The sequence below is a fragment of the Janthinobacterium sp. PC23-8 genome (assembly GCF_002250505.1).
GTDB lineage: Bacteria > Pseudomonadota > Gammaproteobacteria > Burkholderiales > Burkholderiaceae_D > Janthinobacterium.
In genome coordinates this window covers 345,469-366,548 of sequence record NZ_NJGY01000002.1, presented here as the reverse complement: position 1 = coordinate 366,548, position 21,080 = coordinate 345,469, and the positions used below count along the sequence as shown (strand labels likewise).

Genomic DNA, 21,080 nt, shown 5'->3' with positions numbered 1-21,080 from the left:
TTGCTCCCGTTCAAATTGAAACGGCAAGCATGCGCAAATCGGGATCACGTCACAAGGCTGTGGTTTATGGAGCGCTTACATCCGAACAACGATCTCCCAAAGAACCAATCTTGCCCTGGGCGCGCACGCCTGGATACAGTGCCATAAACGCCAGAGGCCCGGCGTCACCGCATGCGGCAAGGCCAGGCCCCTGGTAGCGTGAGAAAGATTACTTCTCGGCGAACGCGCGCTCGACAACAAAGTCGCCCGGCGTGGAGGTATTGCCTTCCTTGAAGCCGCGCTCTTCCAGCATGTCCTTCAGGTCGCGCAGCATCTCGGAGCTGCCGCAGATCATTACGCGGTCGACGGCCGGGTCCAGCGCGGGCACGCCCAGGTCTTCGAACAGCTTGCCGCTTTCGATCAGGGACGTGATGCGGCCCATGTTGCGGTATTCTTCGCGGGTGACGGTCGGGTAGTAGCGCAGCTTGTCGGTCACCATCTCGCCCAGGAACTCGTCCTTCGGCAGGTGCTCGACCAGCAGGTCGTGGTAGGCCAGTTCATCGACGTGGCGCACGCCGTGCACGAGGATCAACTGGTCGAAGCGCTCGTAGATGTCCGGATCGCGCACGATGGACAGGAACGGCGCCAGGCCGGTGCCGGTCGACAGCATGTACAGGCGCTTGCCTGGCAGCAGGTAGTCGGAGACCAGCGTACCGGTCGGCTTGCGGCCGACGATCACGGTGTCGCCCACTTGCAGGTGCTGCAGGCGCGAGGTCAGCGGGCCGCCCGGCACCTTGATGCTGAAAAACTCCAGGTGTTCCTCGTAATTGGCGCTGGCGATGCTGTAGGCGCGCAGCAGCGGCTTGCCGTCCACGCGCAGGCCGATCATCGTGAAATGACCATTCGAGAAACGCAACGAAGGATCGCGCGTGGTGGTAAAGGAGAACAGGGTATCCGTCCAGTGGTGCACGCTTAAGACGCGCTCTTCATTCATCGAACTCATAGTATTGGTTTGCTGGTCAAAAAAATGGTTAGGTGCTGGCAACTGCTGGCTAGAGTGTTACCCCGTGTTGGCCGAGCCGCTATTGTACTGGCCCGCACGCGAAATTGTTACCGTCTATCGCCACCAATGTCGCTGCACGCGGTGCCGACATTATAGTGCCGATGACAAGATCCGGCTGCGAAAGCACGAAAATGGGGGCGTGGACAGCGCGAAAATCTTGATCTGAGGCAGTTTTGGCGCCACTTGCCGCAGCCTGGGTGTCAGCGTGCAAGCGCCGTGGCCGCCGTGCCGGTGATCTGGTCTTGCTTACCTTAAAAGACTGCTGTTCATCACTATTTCTCTTATTTTTATTTCGAAGTGGTAATGAAGGGCGCTGTCTTCGCTGAACTGATTTTCCAGCACGATCATGTCGACATCTTTTTCAGGAAAATAGACTTTGATGGAGGCAAAACCCAAGCCTTTCCCGGAGTGGCCGATATAGCTGGCCGGGATTTTGTCGTTCACATACACGCCGTAGCCGTAACCAATTTTTTCATCACCAAACGCCACATGCCGGCTCGAGATGTTGTAACTTGTCATCAACTGGTAGGATGCTGGCGTCAGGATTTTTCCCTTGTGAAGTTTTTCGTCCCATAGATTCAAGTCTTTTGCATTCGATACGATGCCGCCAGCAGGGATGAAGTCTATCCAGCCTGATCCCTGGACCGGATGCTCTTTCAATGTGTAGCCATTGCTGGAATTGACATAGCCCCTGATGACATCATTGTGTTTATCCTCCTCATAGCAAAAACTGTTGTGCATCCCCAGTTCGTGGAACAGTTCATTTGCCGCCTGTATATATTTCTGCCCGCTCACTTTCTCAACGATGGCACCCAGCATGCTGTACGTTGTCACGCCATATAAAAAATCCGTGCCAGGCGGAAAGCTCAAAGGCTGATCGATATCAGTGATGCCTGCCGAAAAATTGAGCAATTGATGCACCGTCACCGTGTCTGCCCACGCCTGCGGCAGGTACGGCAAATATCGTCTGACGGGACTTTGCAAGTCGATTCTGCCTTTTTCCACTTCTCTGAGGATCAACACCGCCGTGATTTGCTTGCTGTTCGACATAATCCGGAAATTGTCATCCGGCTTCAATGCTGTTCTTTTCTCGAAATCAGCATAGCCGTACGCTCTTGAATACTTTGTTTTGCCGTTTTGCGTGATGAGAATGACGCCATTGAAACTTCTTGGGCTCGTTGTCTTTATCAAGTCGTCGATCCTGCCGGAATAGTCATCCGTCTGCGCCTGCGCTGTTATGAACATGCAAAGGACCAATAAACTCGCGGATACTTTCAGCAATAAAGTCATTTTTCCGTGGCTTTCAGGAGTGTTCATGGGCGAATGGTCTGCGCTGGCTTGCCTGAGCCGGCGCTTATGCTTGCTGGCCGTGTTCCGCCGCGTGCAAGGCCAGATAGCCCTTGAGGCCATCGTCGGCGATGCCCAGCGCCGCCAGCACGGCCGCCGCGAACGTCACGGGCGCCGTGCCGGGCGCCGTGATCACGCGCTGGTCCGCCACCGCATGCGGCACGTCCTGGTACAGGGGAGCTCCCGCATAGCCGGGAAGCGAGGCCAGGTTGTCGGCGCAATTGGAGGTGTGGCGCAGCTGGTCGAGCAGGCCCGCCTGCGCCAGCACGCGCGTGCCGTCGCAGATGCCGGCCAGCACCACCTGGCGCCGCTGCGCCTCGCGCAGCAGGGCCTGGACATCGGGGGCGTCCGCGCTCTGCCAGCCGGGGCCGCCGCACAGCAGCAGCACGTCGAGTCCGTCGAGGTCGATCTCCTCGATGGCCAGCTGTGGCGTGACCAGCATGCCGCCCGACGACAGCACGCTCTTGCCTTGCGGCGTGGCAAAGCGCGTATCAAAACTGTAATACAGCCGGGCGGTGGCGTTGAACAGACCGGTTTCCCAGTCGGCGAATTGCTCGGTGAGGATGGTGATGGCGCGTGGCATAAGAGTCTCCTGTCAAATCAGATGGATAAGATAAGCCGCGCGCCTGTCAGTTCCTGTCAGCAGCGATCAGCTTTCAAACGCGTCCACTACCTTGCGCTTGCCCAGCATAAAGGCATCGGCTACATGGCGCAGCGGCGACAGGTCGACGTCGGACTTGCCGTTTTGTACAAGGCCGGCGAAATGGCGGTACAGGGCAGGGTATTCGCCTTCGTCGCCCAGTTCCTGCGCCACGTCATCGAGCCACAGTTTGGCGCCGCCATCGGCCATGCGCAGCACGCCGGCGTCAGTGCTGATGATGATGTCCCAGCTTTGCTTGCCGGTCTGGCGCCAGTCGAATTCGGCGTGCACGTCCAGGCCGTTGGCGTCGGTAAAGCGCAGGTCGGCGGCGATCGGCGCGTCGCGGTTGGCAGGGAACTCCAGCGCGCCCGATTTCAGGAACATGGCGTTTGGCAAAATTTCCGTGACGATTGACAGCGCGTTGATGCCCGGATCGAATACGCCCAGGCCGCCCGCTTCCCAGATCCATTCCTGGCCCGGATGCCAGTGGCGCACGTCTTCCTTCCAGATCACGTGCACCTGGCGCGGCGCATGCTTGGCCAGGAAGGCCTTGATCACCTGCACCGCCGGCGCGTGGCGCGAGTGCCAGCTGGCGAACAGGGTCACGCCCATGGACTGGGCCAGCTGGTCCAGGTCTGCCACTTCCGACAAGGTCGCGCCGGGCGGCTTTTCCATGAACACATGCTTGCCTGCCAACAGCGCGGCGCGCGCGGCCTGGTAGCGGTGCTGGGGCGGCATGCACAGGGCCACGGCTTCAATTTCTGGCTGCTGCGCCAGCATTTCGTTGATCGACGCAAAGCCTGGCAGGCCGGCAATGGTGGCGTTGCGGCTGGCCGAGGCCAGCAGTTGAAAGTCGCCATTGGCGGCGATGGCGGGCAAATGCTGGTCGGTAGCAATCTTGCCGACGCCGACAATACCCAGTTTGATGGCTGACATGTTTCTCTTTCTTCTAGGTCACACAGGAGCCGCAATCTTACCAGCGCTGATGGACAAATGGGGCGATGCGATGCTGGTAAATGGCCCGCAGCGCGGCCATGGTTTCCGCGTTCAAGGCGGGCAAGCCGCTGGCCGCGCTGTTGGCCTTTGCTTGCTGCGCATTGCGCGCGCCGGGAATCACGGTGCTGACGTGCTCTTCCATCAAGATCCAGCGCAAGGCGAACTGCGCCATCGTCGCGTTGCCCGGCACCAGGCGGCGGATCTCTTCCACCACGTCCAGCGCCACCTCATAGGGCACGCCGGAAAAGGTTTCGCCCTTGTCGAAGGCCTCGCCATTGCGATTGAAGGCGCGGTGGTCATCAAGGGCAAAGGCCGTATTGGCGTTCATCTTGCCCGTCAATACGCCCGAGGCGAGCGGCACGCGCACGATCACGCCGATATCGCGCTTTTTCGCCTCCGCGAAAAACAGCTGGTTCGGGCGCTGGCGGAACATGTTGTAAATGATCTGGATCGAAGCCACGTTCGGGTATTCGATCGCCTTCAATGCTTCCTCGACCTTTTCCACCGACACGCCGTAATGGCGAATCTTGCCACTTTTTACCATGCGATCCATCGCGTCGAACACTTCCGGGCGGTAATAGACGTCCGGCGGCGGGCAGTGCAGTTGCACCAGGTCCAGGCAGTCGGTATCGAGGTTGACCAGCGAGCGCTCGACAAACGCCACCAGGTTTTGCTCGTTGTAGCCGTCGGCCACATGCGGCGACAGGCGGCGCCCGGCCTTGGTGGCCACATACGGTTTTGCACCGCCACGCTCCCTGAGCACCTCGGCAATAAAACGCTCGGAGCGGCCGTCGCCGTAGACGTCGGCCGTGTCGATGAAATTGGTGCCGGCGTCGAGCGCCGCATGCAGCGCCGCCTTGGCGTCCTCGCTGCTCACGTCGCCCCAGGCGCCGCCAATGGCCCAGGCGCCAAAACCGATTTCGGAAATGCTGTGGCCGGTACGGCCGAATACGCGTTGTTTCATGCTGTCTCTTTCTATTTAAAACATCAACTCACGGCATCAACTGGCCGCCGTTAACTTCAATGATCTGTCCGGTGATATAGCCGGACAGCGCTTCAGACGCCAGGAACAGGAACGCACCCACGCATTCCTGCGGCAAGCCGGCGCGGCCCATGGGGATGGTGGCGCTTTGCGCGGCCATCGTGTGCTCGGGCGTGTCGCGCACATGGAAGGGCGTCAGGATCAGGCCGGGCGCCACCGCATTGACGCGGATCTTGTCGGCGATGAATTCCTTGGCCTGGCCACGTGTGAGGTTGCTGACAAAACTCTTGGCCGCCGCATACAGCACGGCGCCGTTGCCGCCGCCATTCCTGGCCGCGATCGAGGTGGTGTTGATGATAAAGCCGCCGCCGGCCGCTTTCAGGTGCGGATGGGCGGCGACGCTGGCCTGCCACACCGATTTGGCGTTCAGGTTCAGCACCTCGTCGAAGTGCGCGTCCGACGCCTCGGTGGTGGGAATGCGGCCCAGCATGCTGCCCGCATTGTTGATCAGCCCGTCCAGGCCGCCAAGCAGGCGTGCCGCTTCGTCAACCACGCGCGCCACCGCGCCAGGCTCGGCCAGGTCGCCTTGCAGCAGGGTGATCTGGTCGGGATACTGCACCCGCAGCGCCTCGGCCGCGTCCACGCTGGCGTTGTAATGCAGCGCCAGGCGGGCGCCTTGCGCCGCGAAGCCCAGCGCCACGGCCGCGCCTATGCCGGTCGAGCCGCCCGTGATCAGGACGCGCTTGCCGGCCAGGTCGCCCAGTGTCATGTTTGCAGATAGCTTCATTGCCGCTCCGGTGTCGATATTATTGTGGGCACCATCGTACTTTGGATGAAGGCGGTCATGATAAGATTTGAGATGAAGCTGATTCACTGAAATGATTACGAATTTTCATCCATACCTTTTCACTTATTTTCGTAACCCATGTCCGTCTTTGACCGTATCGAACTTGCCGACCTGCGGGTTTTTCTGACCATTATGCGCACGCGCAGCTTCAAGGCGGCCGCCATCCAACTGGGCCTGACGCCATCGGCGGCCAGCCACGCCATGCGCCGCCTGGAAGAGCGCCTCGGCGCAAAACTGCTGAACCGGTCGAGTCGCGCCGTGGCGCCGACCGACACCGGCCTGGCCCTGGCGGCGCGCCTGGAAGAAGGTTTCGATACCATCGGCCACGCCCTGGCCGAGATCGACGCGCCCGGCGCCGGCCGCTTTGGCGAGCTGCGCATCAATGTGTTTGCCGATGCTGCGCACCTGATGATCGCGCCGGCACTGCCCGAATTTGCCCGCCTGTGTCCGCATGTGAAGCTGACTGTGGTGGTGGAGGACCGGCCCATCGATATCGTTGCCGGCGGTTATGACGCCGGCATCCGCTATGGCGACTATGTGCCGGAAGACATGATCGCCGTGCCCTTGTCCGGCCCGCAGCGCTGGGTGGTGGCCGGTTCGCCCGCCTATCTGGCGCGCCACGGCGTGCCCTTGCAACTGGACGACCTGGTGCAGCACAGCTGTCTGCAATTGCTGCTGGGCGACAATTCCAGCTATCGCTGGGAGCTCAGCAGTGGCAGCGGCGACCAAAAGCCGGCCAAGCGCGGCATCCGCGTGCCCGGCCTGATCACCATCAACGATACGGCCACCACGATCGCCGCCGCCAAAGCCGGCGTGGGCCTGGCTTATCTGCTGGAAAGCCGCATTGCCCAGGAACTGGACGAGGGCAGCTTGCGCGTGGTGCTGGACGAGCATGCGGCGCGCGGCGAGCCTTTTCATCTGTATTACAGCAGCCGGCGCCACAATCACCCGGCGTTGAGAACCCTGGTCGATATTGTCCGGCGCCAGCAGTCACTCGCTCAACTTGACCACCTTCGAGGATGAATTCTGCTGCAGGACAAACTGCTTGTTTCCAGCCTCAACCGCACGGCGGAGCGGTCCTGTGCGCTGGTGCTGTATCCGCTGCCGGGGGACGAGGAAAATGTCGGGCAATTGCTGATACTGAACCGCACCGCGCCGGCGCCGATTTAGCTCGACAGCCCAGGCCGTGCCCGGCATAATGCGAATACTTCCTATTTACCACTATACCTACAGATCAGCCGCCGCGATATCTGGACGGTTCTTTTTTCACGGCTGTGCAACCCCTGTGCTTGAGCATTACTACCGAGAGCTGATGAATTTTTGCGCGCGCATGGTGCGCGACCGCGATGCGGCCGCCGACGTGGTGCAGGAAAGCTATGCCCGCGTGCTGGCCGTGCGCAATGCCGGCCAGGCGATCCCGGAACCGCGCGCCTTGCTGCACCAGACGGCGCGGCGCCTGATCATCGACCGCCACCGGCGCGCGGCCATCCGCCAGCATGACGATCTCGACAGTCTGCCCGAGGCGCAGCAGCCGGCCGCGCCCGCGCATCTGGAACCGGAGTCCGTGTACGCCCACGAACAACATGCGCTGGCCTTTGCCGCCGTGATCGAGGCGCTGCCACCGCGTTGCCGCGAAGCCTTTGTGCTGAACCGGTTCGAAGGCATGTCGCACCTGCAGGTGGCCGAACATATGGGCATTTCCAAAAACATGGTGGCGCAGCACATTATCCGCGCGGTGCTGGCCTGCAAGGCGTGCGAGGACAGGCTGGGCGTACCCGCCATCTGGCCGCAGTCGGCACAGCGGGGGCGATCCGCATGAACCAGCACAATACCGCAGGACAAACCGTCGAGCTCGACCTGGCCGCAGCCAGCTGGCAGGTGCGCCGCCAGGATGGCGTCAGCGCGCAGGAAGAAGCGCAGTTCCAGGCCTGGCTGGCCGCCGGCATGGAAAACCGGCAAGCGTATGCGCGCATGGAAGGCGTCTGGAGCGGCCTTGGCGAACTGCATCCGACGGCCGTGGCGCAACTGGCCAAGGCGATACCGGAGCACAAAAAACGGGCGTTCCGCCTGCCGCTGGTCACGGCTGCTCTGGCCATCAGCGCGGCCGGCGCCGGCTGGTTTGGCTGGAATTATTATCAACAGCAGCCCATCTTCCATGAAAGCTTTGCCAGCGCGCGCGGCGAGCTGCTCGATGTCCATTTGCCCGACGGCAGCGTGATGAAGCTCGATACGGCCACCAGGGTGGAAGTGACGCTATACCGCCAGCGGCGCGAGGTACGCCTGCCCGAAGGCCAGGCCAATTTCTATGTGCGGGCCGACAGGGCGCGCCCCTTCGATGTGATGACCGACAGCCTGCGCGTGACCGTGGTCGGCACCCGATTTGCCGTGCGCAATACCCATGCGGGACTGGGCCAGGGCGGCGAAGCCGTCACGGTGGAAGACGGCCGGGTGAGGGTGGCGCCCCTGCACGCCACGGCCGGCGGCGCCGGCGCGGTGGAACTGACGGCCGGTGAATCGGTACAGGCCAGCCGCGCTGGCGCGCTGGGCACAATCGACACCCGGCTTGCCCACGGCGCCTTGCTGTGGCGCGAAGGCCGCATCAATTTTGACAACACGCCGCTGGCGCAGGCGCTGGCCGAATTCGAACGGTATGGCGATACCGGACTGGTCATCAAGGATGCCGGGGTGGCCGCCATGCGCGTCAATGGCAGTTTTGACACGCGCCTGGCAGCCGATTTCGGTAGCACCTTGCCGCTCGTGTTACCGGTGCGCTTGCGCAAGTATGGCGCGGTGACGGAAATCGTGGCGGCGGGCAAGAACGCAAAATAAATGCAAAAAAAGTTGAAATGGCACCTCAACCAGCGGCCAGCTCGCGCGTCTGCATTGGTAGTGATTCTTATTTACCATGTTGACCCTGGAGATTAACCGCATGCCGCAACCCCGTTTTTATTGTGTTCCCCTGACCATCGTCGCCGCCATCGCCGCCACCCTGGCCGCCGCGCCCTTGCAGGCACAGAACGCCGCCACCTTCGCCATCGCCTTGCCGGCCCAGCCGCTGGGCAGCGCCCTGAACGAGCTGGCGCGCCAGGCCAGTTTCCAGTTGATGGTGCACCCGGACCTGGTGGCCGGCAAGCATGCGCCGGCCGTGTCGGGCAGCCTGAGCGCCCAGCAGGCGCTCGAACGCCTGCTGGCCGGCAGTGGTTTGCAGGCGGCCCAGGAAGGCCGGGTGGTGGTGGTCAAGCCCGTCCCCAAGGCTGAGACCGTGACCTTGGCCGGTATCAGCGTCACGGCCAGCGCCGAGCGCGAAACGCCGACCGGCCCAGTGACCGGCTATGTCGCGAAGCGCTCGGCGGCCGGCAGCAAGACCGATACGGCGATTATCGACACGCCGCAGTCGATCTCGGTTGTCACCAACGACGAATTGCGCAACCGCCAGGCCGAAACCCTGTCGCAGGCGCTCAATTACACGCCGGGCTTTACCAGCCAGCCCACCAGCTTCAATCGCACGGCCGACCGTTTCCGCATCCGCGGCATGGATGTGGAATCCGCCACCAGCGGCTCGATGCGCGACGGCATGCGGCTACAAAACAATTCCTATGACGGCACCCAGGAGCCGTTCGGCCTGGAGCGGGTGGAAGTGCTGCGCGGCGCGGCGTCGGTGCTGTACGGCCAGCTGTCGCCGGGCGGCGTGATCAATGCCGTCAGCAAGCGCCCGGGCAGCGCGCCGGTGCGCGAAGTCCAATTGCAAACGGGCAGCCACGGCCGCAAGCAACTGGCCGTGGACGTGGGCGGCAGGGTGCCCGGCAGCGATACGCTCGACTATCGCCTGACCATGCTGGACCGCAAAAGCAATACGTCCCAGGATTACCTGAACGACGACAAGCTGTATCTCGCGCCCGCGCTGACCTGGCGCCCGAACGCTGATACGTCGCTGACCGTTCTGTCGTTTTACCAGAAAACGGCGACGCGCTTTTCCGCGCCGCTGCCGTACCAGCTGGTCGAAGGCGTCGGCACCGGCCCCGTGCGCATAGGGCGCGGGGCGTTTATCGGCGAGCCCGCTTACGACAAGATGAACGGCGACATGCATGCGATCGGCTATGAGTTCGAGCACCGTTTCAGCGACAAGGTCAAAGTGAGCCACAAGCTGCGCTATTTCGAGGCGGACGTGGCCTGGAACTACCTGCAGGTGCAGACCACGGCGGCGGCGCTGCGCAACGCCAGCGAGCGCGGTTTGCTGGCGCGCCAGTACAGCGACCGGCGCGAACAGGTGCGCGGCATCGTCAGCGACACCAATGTCACCAGCAACTGGCAGCTTTTGGGCATGGAGCATGCGGTGCTCGCTGGCGTGGACGCCTACCAGACCACTTATGATTCACGCAATTTTCGCGGCAACGCGCCCACCTTGAACCTGCTGACCTATAACTATGGCCAGCCGGTGACGGTGAACCGCGCGCGCAGCGTCGACCGTGGTTCGCGCATAGCGATCTTGCAAAAAGGCATCTACCTGCAGGACCAGGTCAGCCTGGGCGAGACCTGGACCGTGCTGCTGGGCGCGCGCCACGACTGGGCCAGCCAGGAGCAGACCCTGCGCCGCAATGGCGCCAGGCTCGACAAGGATGATTCCGCCACCACCTGGCGCGCCGGCCTGGTCTACAAGACGGCCAGCGGCCTCGCGCCCTATGTCAGCTACAGCGAATCGTTCTTCCCGGTGACGGCGGCGGCCGCCAACGGCCAGTCCTTCAAGCCCACCGGCGGCAGGCAATACGAGGCCGGCGTGCGCTACCAGCCGGCCGACAGCAATATGCTGCTGAGCGCGGCTGTGTATGAACTGACGCAAACCAATGTGCTCAAATATGACGCCGGCAACGATGTGTATCGCCAGGCCGGTCAGGTGCGCTCGAAAGGGCTGGAGCTGGAAGCGAAGGCCGAGCTGAGCCGTGGCGCCAGCCTGATCGCGTCCTATGCCTATACCGATGCGCGCACCACGCGCAGCACGATTGCCAGCGAAATCGGCCAGCGCAGCGAAGACACGCCATTCCACCAGGCTGCGCTGTGGCTGGACTACAGCTTCGCCAGCCTGGGCCTGCCACAACTGAAAACCGGCGCCGGCGCGCGCTACAAGGGTTCCACGCAACCGTCGGGCATGAGCCGTTCCATGCCGGCCTATACCGTGCTGGACGCCATGCTCAGCTACCGCCTCAGCCGCAACTGGCAATTGACGGCCAATGTCAGCAACCTGGGCAACAAGCAATATACCTATTGCGAATTTGCTATCTGCACCTATGGCGATCAGCGCCATGCCACTGCCACCTTGTCCTACCAGTGGTAAGGGGCGCCATGCGCGCCGTGATACTGCTGGTGCACCGCTATGTGGGCTTGCTGCTGGCCCTGTTCCTGGTGCTTGCCGGCATCACCGGCAGCTTGCTGGCCTGGAACGAGGAACTGGAAGCGGCCATCAGCCCGCAGCTGTTTCGCGTGACGGCGCCGCCTGGCGCGGCCAGGCTGGAGCCGATGCTGCTGCATGCGCGGGTGCAGGTGCGCTACCCCGACGCGCTGGTGGCGCGCCTGCCGCTGGAATTCACGGAAGGCCGCTCGGTGCTGTTTGCCTTGCGGCCCTTGTCCAAGGGCCAGAAGTTGGCGAACGACCAGGTATTTGTCGATCCTTATACGGCGCACACGCTGGGCGAGCGGCGCTGGGGCGATGTCAAGCAGGGCATGAAGAACCTGATGCCATTTGTCTATCGCCTGCATTACTCTCTGGCACTGGACGTTATCGGCACGCTGCTGTTCGGCATCGTCGCCTTGCTGTGGACGCTGGACTGCTTTGTCGGCGCCTGGCTGACCTTGCCGAACAGGCGCACAAGCGGCGAGCCGGCCCGGCGATGGCCGGTGCGCTGGTGGCAGGCGTGGAAGTTTCGCCGCGGCAGCGCCTACAAGATCAGCTTCAATCTGCACCGCGCCGGCGGCCTGTGGACCTGGGCCATGCTGTTCGTGCTGGCCTGGAGCAGCGTCGCCTTCAATTTGCCGCAAGTGTATGAACCCGTCATGAAAGCGACCTTTGCCCATCAGCGCGGCCTCGAATCGATACCGAAACTGGCCAGGCCCAGGCTGCAACCTGCGTTGCCCTGGGAACAGGCCTTGCCCGCCGTGCGCCGGCTGATGGCGCAGCAGGCGCAAGCCGGCGGTTTTGCCGTGGTGGCGGAAAAAGCGCTGCTGTACGATCCGCAGCGCGCAATCTACCGCTATGACGTGCGCAGCAGCCACGATATCCGCCACAAGGGCGGCCATACCCGGCTGGTGATGGACGCCGATACGGGGGCATTTGTGGGGCTGTGGCTGCCGACCGGGGCGGCGGCCGGCGATACGCTGTCGACCTGGATGGCGACCTTGCATATGGCGGCCATGTGGGGTTGGCCGCTGCAGCTGCTGGTTTGCCTGATGGGGCTGGTGGTGACGGCGCTGAGCGTGACGGGTGTGCATGTGTGGCTGAAGAAATGGCGAACAAAAAGGCGGGCAGGGCGGATGGCCACTGGCTGAAAGATATCTTCCTGGCTATAATGCCCGCATGTTGAGATTGATGAAACGACAAACGCTGCAGATCTGGCTGGCCATCCTGGCCGTGCTGTTTGCCGCCATTGCGCCGTCGATTTCGCATGCGCTGGCCGCGCCCGCCGTTTCCGTGCCCTCGTCGTTGCTGATGCAGATCTGTACCGTCGATGGCATGGTGGATGTGGGCGTTGATGTTGGCGAGAAGAAGCCGGGCGTGGACCCTGTCGTCCATGCTTTCGAGCATTGCCCGTATTGCAGCACCCATGCCGGCTCGTTCGCCTTGCTGCCTGGCCTGTCGCCGAACTTTGCCGTCAGCGGCGGCCACGATAGTTACCCTCCCTTGTACTACCGCGCGCCGGCGCCCCTGTTCCTGTGGTCCAGCGGCAATCCCCGCGCGCCGCCCGTCCTGTCCTGATTTTTTACTCTGCGGGCGGCCTGACCGTCGCCCTGATCATCAGCTTGTTCAGACGGGTTTTTTTTATGTTATCCAAGTCATTCCATGTTCCGACCGGGGCAGGCGGCGTCGCGCCGCTGTGCCTGTTTTCCGCCTTGCTGTGCTGCGCTCCCGCGTTTGCGCAAGCCTTGCCAGAGGCAAATGCCGATATCGAACCGGCACCAGCCTTGCAGATCGGCAGTGTCGATGTGTCCGCCCGGCGCAGCGGTCCGCTGTCCGCGCGCGATATGCTCACTTCGGTCGATATCGTCGCGCCAGAGCAGATTCAACAGCAGCAAGTGAGCCACGGCTGGCAGCTGTTTGCCCGCGCGCCTGGCGTGACGCTCACGCAATTTCGGCAAGGCAATGAGTCAGGCAAGCTGTCGTTTCGCGGCTTTAATGGCGAAGGCGAGGTCAACGCCGTCAAGTTGCTGATCGACGGCATGCCGGCCAACGACAATGCCGGCGGCATGCCTTTTCTTGATATGCTGTTTCCGCTGGAGATCAGCAATATCGAGGTGGTGCGCGGCACCAACGACCCGCGCTACGGCCTGCACAATATCGCCGGCAACGCCACCGTCAACACGCGCACCGGCGGCAATTATGACGAGGCCCGGCTCAGCTACGGCAGCTTCAATACGCGCCAGGCGCAGTTCGTCAAGGGCGTGGAGGGCGGCAACTGGACGCAGAACTACTCGGCCGGCTATCTGCGTTCGGCCGGCTACCGCCAGAATGCGGCTTTCCAGAAAGTCTCGCTGGCCGGCAAATGGGGCTATACCACCGACGACGGCGGCACGCGCCTGGTGGCCAGCGCGCGCCACACGCAAGGCGATGGCGACGAGGCGGGCTATCTGGAAGAGGCCGATGCCCACCGTGCGCCGAGCTGGTCCTATCCGTATGCGCGCAGCACCGGCGGCAATCGCGACATGAGCCAGCTGGGCCTGGCGCTCGACACCACCTTGTCGCCGACATTGTCGCTGTCCGCCAAAGCCTGGGCCAACGCCGTGCGCGACCAGCGCTGGCTGCGCTATTCGCAGCGCACCAGCCAGCAGGAGCGCATCATCGACGAAACCCATGTCGGCGTGCTGGCCAGCCTCAGCTATCGCCCGCAATGGCTGCGCACCATGTCGCTCGAAACGGGCGTCAACGCCGAACACCAGAACGACCGCAGCCCGCGCTACAGCACGATCGACAAGGTGCGCACGGCCACCACGCGCGACCAGTATTTTGACTTCGACACCTATGGCGGCTATCTGCAGGCCGTGCTCACGCCCCTGGAGGGCCTGAAGCTGATGCCCGGTTACCGCGTCGACAAGGTGCTGGGCAGCTTTTCGGACGCGTCGAAAAACACTCACTTCCCGATCCAGGACTATGGCCTGATCCGGCAGCCCAAGTTCAGCGCCGCCTACAGCCCGTGGCGCAGCGCCACCGTCTACGCCAACTGGGGCCGCACCTTCCAGGTGGGCGCGGGCGCGGCGGCCTACCGCAGCAATGCCAACCAGTTGCGCCCCTCGATCAACGAGGGCTGGGAAACGGGCCTGAAATGGATGCCAACGTCCTGGCTGGACGGCCGCCTGGCCGCCTGGCGCCAGGACGCCAGCGATGAAGTCAAGCGCAAGCTCAACGATCCTGCCGGCGACTCGGAAAATGTCGGCAAGACGCGCCGTGTAGGCATCGACCTGCAACTCAATGCCCATGGCGGCAACCATGCGGCCTGGATCGCGTATGCGCGCCAGCGCTCGCGCATCGTCGAACCGGACCCGGCTGCGCCTGCCACCCTGGGCAAGCAGATCGACCATGTGCCGAACCACGTATTTTCCGCCGGCTACGACTGGAACATGACTTCTGCCGTCAAATTGTCGGCCTGGGCCAATGGCCAGGGCAGTTACTTTCTGACCAGCGCCAATACGGGCCGCAAGTACGGCGCCTATGTGTTGCTGAATCTGGGCGCCAGCTACCGGGTGTCGCCGACACTGTCATTCGACCTGCAATTGAGCAACCTGGCCGACCGCTATGTCGAGTACGTGTGGATCAACGATGTGACCCGCCATGCGCCGGGCGACGGCCGCGCGCTGACCGCCTCGGCCAGCCTGCGCTTCTGATCGCCCACCCATATGATGGGCTTGACACTGAAACGCCTGCGCATCGATCGTCTGCGCATCAATCGTTTGTTATACCAGTTGCACCGCTGGACCGGCGTGGCCGCCTGCGTGCTGATGCTGCTGTGGTTTATCAGCGGCATGGTGATGCTGTTTGTCGGCTATCCGAAGCTCACGCCCTGGGAGCGGCTGGGGGCCTTGCCAGCCCTGGCGTCAGCCTTGTCGCCGGCCTGCTGTCGCCTGCCGCTGGCACAGGTGGCACAGGTGGCGATGCCGGCTGATGCGCGCGAGATCGCGCTGACCACGGTGGCCGGCGCGCCTGTCTACCGTGTGCGCGATGGCGGCGCCCGCTTGCGGCTGTTCGATGCTGCCAATGGCCAGTTGTTGCCACCGGCCAGCGCCGCCACCGCGCATCGTCGATGCGCTGGCATCATGTGACGGGGCTGCTGTTTGCCGGCTTCGTATGCGCCTGGATCTTCAGCGGCCTGATGGCGATGAATCCGCTGCGCATCTTCGAGCCGCAAGGCCAGCGGCCGGATCTTGCCGCCTGGCAGGGCGGCACGCCGGCGACACGCCAGCTCGATGTGACGCCGCAACAAGCCTTGAGCGTGCTGGCGGCCCAGGGCTTTCACGCGGTGGAACTGGAATGGCGGGTGCTCGATGGCCAGCCTTACCTGCTGGCGCGCGATGGGGCGGCGCGCACCCGGCTGCTGATGCGGCAAGACGGCCAGTTGCTGGTGCGCGAGCAATGGTCTGGGCGGCCTGGCCTTGAGCGCCACCGGCATTGTGATCGGCTGGCAGCGGCTGCGCACGAAATGGCGTGCCGGAATCGCAAGATGGGCCGGCGGCGGACACTGAAGCCGACCTGATCGACATGATCGTGCGCCCGCCGGGGCGGCGTGGGCATAAACACGGCGCTGCTGTACCATTATCCTTTCTTCAAGCACCAAGGATACCGCGATGTCTCTCCGCCACCTGGCTCCAGCCGCTCTCACCATCATGGCCCTGGCCATTTCCTCCGCCGTACAGGCCGCCTCTCTGCCCGCCGTGGAAGCCAAAAATGGCATGGTGGTCTCTTCCCAGCACCTGGCCAGCCAGGTCGGCGTCGATATTTTGAAACAAGGCGGCAACGCCATCGATGCCGCCGTGGCCGTCGGCTATGCGCAAGCCGTGGTCAATGCCTGCTGCGGCAATATCGGCGGCGGCGGCTTCATGACCATCCACCTGGCCAATGGCCAGGATACCTTCATCAACTTTCGCGAAAAGGCGCCGGCCGCCGCCAGCGCCACCATGTACCAGGACGCCGACGGCAATCTGAAGCCGGGCGCCAGCCTGCATGGCTACCTGGCCGTCGGCGTGCCCGGCACGGTGGCGGGCTTCGACTACGCGCAGCGCAAGTACGGCAAGCTGACGCGCGCCCAGGTGCTGGCCCCGGCCATCCAACTGGCGCGCGAGGGGTATATATTGAACCGCGGCGACACCGACATCCTCGACACCACCGTGACGTATTTCAGGAAAGATCCGGAAGCGGCGCGCATCTTCCTGCGCAAGGACGGCAGCCCCTTGCAGCCGGGCGACCGGCTGGTGCAGAAGGACCTGGCCAATACCCTGGAAGCAATCGCCCGGCGCGGGCCTGACGCCTTTTATAAAGGCGCGATTCCGGCTGCCGTGGAAAAAGCGGCGAAGCAGGGTGGCGGCGTGATCACGGCGGCCGATTTTGCGGCCTACACGACGACGGAAATGGCGCCATTGACGTGCGGCTATCGCGGCTACCAGTTCGTCTCGGCGCCGCCGCCGAGTTCGGGCGGCGTCACCCTGTGCCAGATTCTGCATATCCTGGAAGGCTACGACATGAAAAAGCTGGGCTACAACTCGGCCGCCTCTGTGCACTATATGGCCGAAGCCATGCGCCACGCCTACAAGGACCGCAATACCTATCTGGGTGACCCGGACTTTGTGAAAAACCCGCTCGACCATCTGCTGAGCAAGTCGTATGCGGCGCAGATCCGCAGCCAGATCCTGCCCGACAAGGCCACGCCGTCGGCCCAGGTGCAGCCCAATGCGCAAGGCGAAAAGCCGGAAACCACGCATTACTCGGTGGTCGACCGGGAAGGCAACGCCGTCTCGACCACCTATACGGTGAACGGGCGCTTCGGCGCGGTGGTGATCGCGCCGGGCACCGGCTTTTTCCTGAACGACGAGATGGACGACTTCACGACCAAGATCGGCGCGAAGAATATGTACGGCCTGGTGCAGGGCGAGCGCAATGCGATTGCGCCGGGCAAGCGGCCGCTGTCGTCGATGGCGCCGACCCTGGTTACCAGGGACGGCAAGGTATTCCTGGTCACCGGCTCGCCGGGCGGCTCGCGCATTATCACCATCACCTTGCAGTCGGCGCTGAACATTATCGACTACGGCATGGAGCCGCAGGAAGCGGTGGACGCGCCGCGCATCCATCACCAGTGGCTGCCCGACCAGGTGTATTACGAGCGGCGCGGCCTGTCGCCGGACACGCTCAACATTCTCACCGGCATGGGCTACACGATGAAGGAACAATCCACCTGGGGTGCGACCGAGCTGATCATGATGGGCCTGCCGAATGCGGCCGGCGTCGGGCCGGCCAGCGCGGGCAATGACGCCGGTGTATCGGGCAAAGTGCTGCCCGGCTATATCTACGGCGCCAACGACGGCCGGCGTCCGGCGGGCTCGGCTTTGGGATATTGAAGCACTGGTGACAGTTGTGTGAGGCAATATCTCGTGAGTGGCTTATCATGGTGCAACTTCACTTATCAATCAGCCACCTTCCATGCACCAGCTCACACTCCAACAAAAGGTGTTCCTGCTCCTGCTCTCCATCGTCACCATCGCCTTTGGCTGGATCTTGCTGCCCTACGCGGGCGCGATTTTCTGGGGCGTGATCCTGGCGATCGTGTTCGCCCCCGTGTATCGCTGGGTCCTGCTGAAAACCAGGGGCAGGGCGACCCTGGCCTCGATGCTGGTGTTGCTGCTGATCCTGGTGATCGTGATCCTGCCGCTGTCGCTCATTTCCGGCGCCCTGGTCAACCAGATGGCGTCGGTGGTGGACATGGTGCGCGCTGGCGACATTACCGTGGCCGGTTTTTTCGGCAAGGTGATGGACGTGCTGCCGGCCTGGGTGGTCAGCCTGCTGGACCGCTTCAACCTCGCCAACCTCGCCAGCCTGCAGGACAAGCTGACGGCCGGCGCCTCGCAGGTCAGCCAGGCGGTGGCCGTCAAAGCCATCAATATAGGCCTGTACACGTTCGACTTCCTGACCAGCCTGGGCATTTTGATGTACTTGCTGTTCTTCCTGCTGCGCGACGGCGCGGCGCTGACGGCGCGCATCCGCGGCGCCATCCCGCTGAGCCGCAAATACAAGCAGCGCCTGTTCAATAATTTCACCACCGTGATCCGCGCCACCGTCAAGGGCAATATCCTGATCGCCATCGCGCAAGGCGCCCTGGGCGGCCTGATCTTCTGGTTCCTCGACGTGCGCGCGCCGCTGCTGTGGGGCGTGCTGATGGCCTTCCTGTCGCTGCTGCCAGCCATCGGCGCCGCGCTGGTGTGGGCGCCGGTGGCCATCTATTTCCTGGCCACCGGTTCGATCTGGCAGGGCGTGACCCTGATCGCCTTCGGCATCATGGTGATCGGCCTGGTCGACAACCTGCTGCGCCCGGTACTGGTCGGCAAGGACACCAGGATGCCCGACTATGTGGTGCTGCTGTCCACCGTCGGCGGCATGGCCCTGTTCGGCCTGCATGGTTTCGTCATCGGCCCCATCGTCGCGGCCATGTTTATTGCGGCCTGGGATCTGTTTGCCACGGCCAGCGAATTTCATACGGAGTAGGCGTCAAACATGGACAAGACGACGATCATGCTGGCGCCGGCGCATCAGGATGATGCCGAGCAACTGGTCGCCCTGCGCATCGCCGCCATGCGCGACAGCCTGACGCGCATCGGCCGCTTCGACCCGCAGCGTGCGCGCCAACGTTTTCTGTCCGGCTATGCGCCCGCACACACGCGCCATGTCGCGCTGGCCGGCCAGCGCATCGGCTTTGTCGTCGTCAAGCCGGAGCCGGCCGCCTTGCTGCTTGACCATCTGTACATCCACCCCGACAGCCAGGGCAAGGGTATCGGCGCCATCGTCCTGATGCGCGTGATCGACGAGGCCAGGGTGCAGGGCCTGCCGCTGAAGGTGGGCGCGCTGCGCGACAGCGATTCGAACCGTTTTTATCTGCGCCATGGTTTCAAGCTGGTCGGGCAAGAGCAATTCGATAATTACTATCTGCTGACTGTGTAATGAACGGCGCCACCACCACCTTGCGCCTGGTACTCGGCGACCAGCTCAACACGCTGCACCGCTGGTTTGCCGAGGTCGACGACACCATCGTCCATGTGTTGATGGAAGTGCGCCAGGAAACCGATTACGTACTGCACCATGCGCAAAAGATCCTCGCCATCTTTGCGGCCATGCGCGACTTTGCGCGCCAGCTGCGCGAAGCCGGCCATCGTGTCCACTATATCGCCATCGGCCAGCCCGCAAGCGCGCAGGCGATCACCGACAATCTCGACGCGCTGGTGGCTGAATATGGCGCCGCCTCGGTGCAATACCAGGCGCCCGACGAGTGGCGGCTCGACCGGCAGCTGTACCTGCATGGTCGAGCCGCCACGGTGCCGTGGCTGATGGTCGATACCGACCATTTCCATACCAGCCGTCACGAAGCGGCGGACATCTTCCAGGGCCGCAAGCGTCGACGGCATCGACGACCTGGTCGCCATGGTCGTCAATCAGATTGACGGCCCCTGTGCACTGATCGCCCAATCGATGGGCGGCGTGGTCGCCATCCGGGCGGCGCTGGCCCGGCCTGAACACGTGACGCATCTGGTTTTGGCCGCAACCTCCGGTGGCCTCGATATTGCCGGACTCGGCGCGCAAGACTGGCGGGAGCTGGTGCGCAAGGACTTTCCCACGCTGCCCGACTGGTTCCTCAACTATCACGAAGATCTGAGCGGGCAGTTGTCAGACCTGCGCATGCCGATGTTATTGCTGTGGGGCGATGCCGATCCCATCAGTCCGGTAAATGTTGGCGAACGGCTGCTGCGACTCCTGCCGTGTGCCGACCTTCACATTATCAAGGGGGCTGATCACGATCTGGCATACACGCACGCTGCAGCAGTGGCGGGCCTGATCGATCAACACCTGGCGCATGTACGTTGACGTTATTTTGATGACTTCAGGTACGCGCGCAAGCCGTGCGTGAGCACCATCGGAAACACGCTGGCATGGTCTTCATCATCGAACACGCGCAATCGCGTGGTCAAGCCGGCAAACTTGTGGGAAGTCAGCTTCTGGTTGAATTCTTGCAGATCGGCCACCATGTCGGCATCCTCTTCCGACCGAGAACGCTTCTTGCCGGCCGGCAGGCGCTCCAGGCCGCCGATGCCGAAAAACACGGACGCGGGCAGGTCCTTGTGCGTGCCGGCATAGGCCTGCTCGCGGTCGAACATCAGGCCGGCGTCGTACCACAGCGAAGGGCTGCCGAGGATGTAATGCTCGAAGGTGCGCGGCTCGGTCAGCATGATCTGCAAACCCAGCAGGCTGCCATAGGAATGGCCGACGAAGATCTTGCGGCCCATGTTGGCGCGGTACCGGCTGGCGATCATGGGAAATACTTCTCCCGCAATGAACCTGGCATAGCCGGCCGCTTCGCCAAAGGCCGGCTGGCGGCCCGGCATGTCCGAGCGGTAATCGTGCTTGCGCGGCGTGGTTGGAGTGTAGTCGCGCCGGCGGCTGTAGACGGCGCCATCGCCCTTCGCGTACGACAGGCCGACCACGATGACTTCTTCCATGCCCGCATGCCTGGCAAGGCGCTGGGCAATATTGCGCACCACGCCAAACGCATAGTCGGCGTCGGTCACGAACACCACCGGGTAGCGCTTGCCGCCTTCGCGGTAGGAGTCGGGCAGGGCGACAAACAGCTGGTAATCGCGCTGCAGGGCTTGCGCGCGGATGTCGCGTACTTCCGTATTGGGCAAAGCGTAGGGGGCAGGCGCGGTGGCTGCCTGGGCATGGTTGAACAGGCAGCACAGTGCCAGCAGCAGGGAAACGGGTTTCAAACGCATTGCT

At 63.1% G+C, this 21,080-nt stretch carries 20 protein-coding genes and 1 pseudogene; 14 read left to right on the top strand and 7 right to left on the bottom strand.

The window, feature by feature from the left end; translation table 11 throughout:
- Nucleotides 1–208: 208 nt before the first annotated feature.
- The 6 genes from CD932_RS16740 to CD932_RS16715 all read right to left on the bottom strand — a co-directional run bounded on the left by CD932_RS16740 (nt 209) and on the right by CD932_RS16715 (nt 5,794).
- The gene (locus CD932_RS16740) at nt 209–982 is read right to left on the bottom strand and encodes a ferredoxin--NADP reductase (protein ID WP_094443931.1); all 774 of its coding nucleotides are present in this window, start codon (nt 980–982) and stop codon (nt 209–211) included.
- 306 nt (nt 983–1,288) lie between these two features.
- The gene (locus CD932_RS16735) at nt 1,289–2,359 is read right to left on the bottom strand and encodes a serine hydrolase (RefSeq protein WP_176461018.1); all 1,071 of its coding nucleotides are present in this window, start codon (nt 2,357–2,359) and stop codon (nt 1,289–1,291) included.
- A 37-nt stretch (nt 2,360–2,396) separates the two neighbouring features.
- Complete coding sequence (locus tag CD932_RS16730) at nt 2,397–2,972, bottom strand: DJ-1/PfpI family protein (protein WP_094443929.1); 576 nt, start codon at nt 2,970–2,972, stop codon at nt 2,397–2,399.
- A gap of 66 nt (nt 2,973–3,038) precedes the next feature.
- Nucleotides 3,039–3,965, bottom strand: a complete 927-nt coding sequence (locus tag CD932_RS16725; protein WP_094443928.1) for a Gfo/Idh/MocA family protein — start codon at nt 3,963–3,965, stop codon at nt 3,039–3,041.
- 37 nt (nt 3,966–4,002) lie between these two features.
- The gene (locus tag CD932_RS16720) at nt 4,003–4,989 is read right to left on the bottom strand and encodes an aldo/keto reductase (protein WP_094443927.1); all 987 of its coding nucleotides are present in this window, start codon (nt 4,987–4,989) and stop codon (nt 4,003–4,005) included.
- Between the two features lie 28 nt (nt 4,990–5,017).
- Nucleotides 5,018–5,794, bottom strand: a complete 777-nt coding sequence (locus CD932_RS16715; protein WP_094443926.1) for an SDR family NAD(P)-dependent oxidoreductase — start codon at nt 5,792–5,794, stop codon at nt 5,018–5,020.
- Nucleotides 5,795–5,932: 138 nt separating this feature from the next.
- On the opposite strand from CD932_RS16715, the gene CD932_RS16710 reads away from it, so the two are divergent.
- From CD932_RS16710 to CD932_RS16645, 14 genes and pseudogenes are all read left to right on the top strand, one after another.
- On the top strand, nt 5,933–6,877 hold the full coding sequence (locus CD932_RS16710; protein WP_094443925.1) for a LysR family transcriptional regulator: 945 nt from the start codon (nt 5,933–5,935) through the stop codon (nt 6,875–6,877).
- Between the two features lie 262 nt (nt 6,878–7,139).
- Nucleotides 7,140–7,673 carry a sigma-70 family RNA polymerase sigma factor gene (locus tag CD932_RS16705; RefSeq protein WP_094443924.1) on the top strand — a complete coding sequence of 178 codons (534 nt, stop codon included), beginning with the start codon at nt 7,140–7,142 and terminating at the stop codon, nt 7,671–7,673.
- Nucleotides 7,670–8,683 carry a FecR domain-containing protein gene (locus tag CD932_RS16700; RefSeq protein ID WP_094443923.1) on the top strand — a complete coding sequence of 338 codons (1,014 nt, stop codon included), beginning with the start codon at nt 7,670–7,672 and terminating at the stop codon, nt 8,681–8,683. Before CD932_RS16705 ends, CD932_RS16700 begins: the two co-directional genes overlap by 4 nt.
- A 100-nt stretch (nt 8,684–8,783) precedes the next feature.
- Nucleotides 8,784–11,183, top strand: a complete 2,400-nt coding sequence (locus CD932_RS16695; protein WP_176461017.1) for a TonB-dependent siderophore receptor — start codon at nt 8,784–8,786, stop codon at nt 11,181–11,183.
- A gap of 8 nt (nt 11,184–11,191) precedes the next feature.
- Nucleotides 11,192–12,391 carry a PepSY domain-containing protein gene (locus CD932_RS16690; protein ID WP_094443921.1) on the top strand — a complete coding sequence of 400 codons (1,200 nt, stop codon included), beginning with the start codon at nt 11,192–11,194 and terminating at the stop codon, nt 12,389–12,391.
- A 40-nt stretch (nt 12,392–12,431) separates the two neighbouring features.
- On the top strand, nt 12,432–12,818 hold the full coding sequence (locus CD932_RS16685) for a DUF2946 domain-containing protein (RefSeq protein ID WP_254926637.1): 387 nt from the start codon (nt 12,432–12,434) through the stop codon (nt 12,816–12,818).
- Nucleotides 12,819–12,883: 65 nt separating this feature from the next.
- Entirely contained in the window at nt 12,884–14,938 is a 2,055-nt protein-coding gene (locus tag CD932_RS16680; protein WP_094444443.1) for a TonB-dependent receptor, read from the top strand.
- Nucleotides 14,939–14,950: 12 nt separating this feature from the next.
- Nucleotides 14,951–15,373: a hypothetical protein gene (locus CD932_RS16675; protein WP_094443919.1), complete on the top strand. Its 423-nt coding sequence runs from the start codon at nt 14,951–14,953 to the stop codon at nt 15,371–15,373.
- Nucleotides 15,355–15,804 (top strand): hypothetical protein, encoded by a 450-nt coding sequence (locus tag CD932_RS16670; RefSeq protein WP_094443918.1) that lies wholly within the window; start codon nt 15,355–15,357, stop codon nt 15,802–15,804. The genes CD932_RS16675 and CD932_RS16670 overlap by 19 nt, the downstream gene beginning before the upstream one ends.
- Nucleotides 15,805–15,895: 91 nt before the next feature.
- Nucleotides 15,896–17,659: a gamma-glutamyltransferase gene (gene ggt / locus CD932_RS16665; protein ID WP_094443917.1), complete on the top strand. Its 1,764-nt coding sequence runs from the start codon at nt 15,896–15,898 to the stop codon at nt 17,657–17,659.
- Nucleotides 17,660–17,741: 82 nt separating this feature from the next.
- Nucleotides 17,742–18,800 (top strand): AI-2E family transporter, encoded by a 1,059-nt coding sequence (locus tag CD932_RS16660; protein ID WP_094443916.1) that lies wholly within the window; start codon nt 17,742–17,744, stop codon nt 18,798–18,800.
- A gap of 9 nt (nt 18,801–18,809) precedes the next feature.
- Nucleotides 18,810–19,253, top strand: coding sequence for a GNAT family N-acetyltransferase (locus CD932_RS16655; protein ID WP_254926636.1), 444 nt, complete (start codon nt 18,810–18,812; stop codon nt 19,251–19,253).
- A pseudogene (locus CD932_RS16650) lies at nt 19,253–19,705 on the top strand (cryptochrome/photolyase family protein); the annotation flags it as partial. The gene CD932_RS16655 and the pseudogene CD932_RS16650, both read left to right, overlap by 1 nt.
- Nucleotides 19,706–19,730: 25 nt before the next feature.
- Complete coding sequence (locus CD932_RS16645; RefSeq protein WP_094443914.1) at nt 19,731–20,171, top strand: alpha/beta fold hydrolase; 441 nt, start codon at nt 19,731–19,733, stop codon at nt 20,169–20,171.
- Nucleotides 20,172–20,173: 2 nt separating this feature from the next.
- Here the strand turns inward: CD932_RS16645 and CD932_RS16640 are convergent, their stop codons facing one another.
- A complete protein-coding gene (locus CD932_RS16640; protein ID WP_094443913.1) occupies nt 20,174–21,076 on the bottom strand; it encodes an alpha/beta hydrolase in 903 nt (300 codons plus the stop codon).
- Nucleotides 21,077–21,080: the final 4 nt, after the last annotated feature.

Excerpts from the sequence above, each read along its gene's own strand:
- CD932_RS16740 (WP_094443931.1), bottom strand. The coding sequence starts at position 982 with ATGAGTTCGATGAATGAAGAGCGCGTCTTAAGCGTGCACCACTGGACG.
- CD932_RS16735 (WP_176461018.1), bottom strand. The coding sequence starts at position 2,359 with ATGAACACTCCTGAAAGCCACGGAAAAATGACTTTATTGCTGAAAGTA.
- CD932_RS16730 (WP_094443929.1), bottom strand. The coding sequence starts at position 2,972 with ATGCCACGCGCCATCACCATCCTCACCGAGCAATTCGCCGACTGGGAA.
- CD932_RS16725 (WP_094443928.1), bottom strand. The coding sequence starts at position 3,965 with ATGTCAGCCATCAAACTGGGTATTGTCGGCGTCGGCAAGATTGCTACC.
- CD932_RS16720 (WP_094443927.1), bottom strand. The coding sequence starts at position 4,989 with ATGAAACAACGCGTATTCGGCCGTACCGGCCACAGCATTTCCGAAATC.
- CD932_RS16715 (WP_094443926.1), bottom strand. The coding sequence starts at position 5,794 with ATGAAGCTATCTGCAAACATGACACTGGGCGACCTGGCCGGCAAGCGC.
- CD932_RS16710 (WP_094443925.1), top strand. The coding sequence starts at position 5,933 with ATGTCCGTCTTTGACCGTATCGAACTTGCCGACCTGCGGGTTTTTCTG.
- CD932_RS16700 (WP_094443923.1), top strand. The coding sequence starts at position 7,670 with ATGAACCAGCACAATACCGCAGGACAAACCGTCGAGCTCGACCTGGCC.
- CD932_RS16695 (WP_176461017.1), top strand. The coding sequence starts at position 8,784 with ATGCCGCAACCCCGTTTTTATTGTGTTCCCCTGACCATCGTCGCCGCC.
- CD932_RS16690 (WP_094443921.1), top strand. The coding sequence starts at position 11,192 with ATGCGCGCCGTGATACTGCTGGTGCACCGCTATGTGGGCTTGCTGCTG.
- CD932_RS16685 (WP_254926637.1), top strand. The coding sequence starts at position 12,432 with ATGAAACGACAAACGCTGCAGATCTGGCTGGCCATCCTGGCCGTGCTG.
- CD932_RS16680 (WP_094444443.1), top strand. The coding sequence starts at position 12,884 with ATGTTATCCAAGTCATTCCATGTTCCGACCGGGGCAGGCGGCGTCGCG.
- CD932_RS16675 (WP_094443919.1), top strand. The coding sequence starts at position 14,951 with ATGATGGGCTTGACACTGAAACGCCTGCGCATCGATCGTCTGCGCATC.
- CD932_RS16670 (WP_094443918.1), top strand. The coding sequence starts at position 15,355 with ATGCGCTGGCATCATGTGACGGGGCTGCTGTTTGCCGGCTTCGTATGC.
- ggt (WP_094443917.1), top strand. The coding sequence starts at position 15,896 with ATGTCTCTCCGCCACCTGGCTCCAGCCGCTCTCACCATCATGGCCCTG.
- CD932_RS16660 (WP_094443916.1), top strand. The coding sequence starts at position 17,742 with ATGCACCAGCTCACACTCCAACAAAAGGTGTTCCTGCTCCTGCTCTCC.
- CD932_RS16655 (WP_254926636.1), top strand. The coding sequence starts at position 18,810 with ATGGACAAGACGACGATCATGCTGGCGCCGGCGCATCAGGATGATGCC.
- CD932_RS16645 (WP_094443914.1), top strand. The coding sequence starts at position 19,731 with ATGGTCGTCAATCAGATTGACGGCCCCTGTGCACTGATCGCCCAATCG.
- CD932_RS16640 (WP_094443913.1), bottom strand. The coding sequence starts at position 21,076 with ATGCGTTTGAAACCCGTTTCCCTGCTGCTGGCACTGTGCTGCCTGTTC.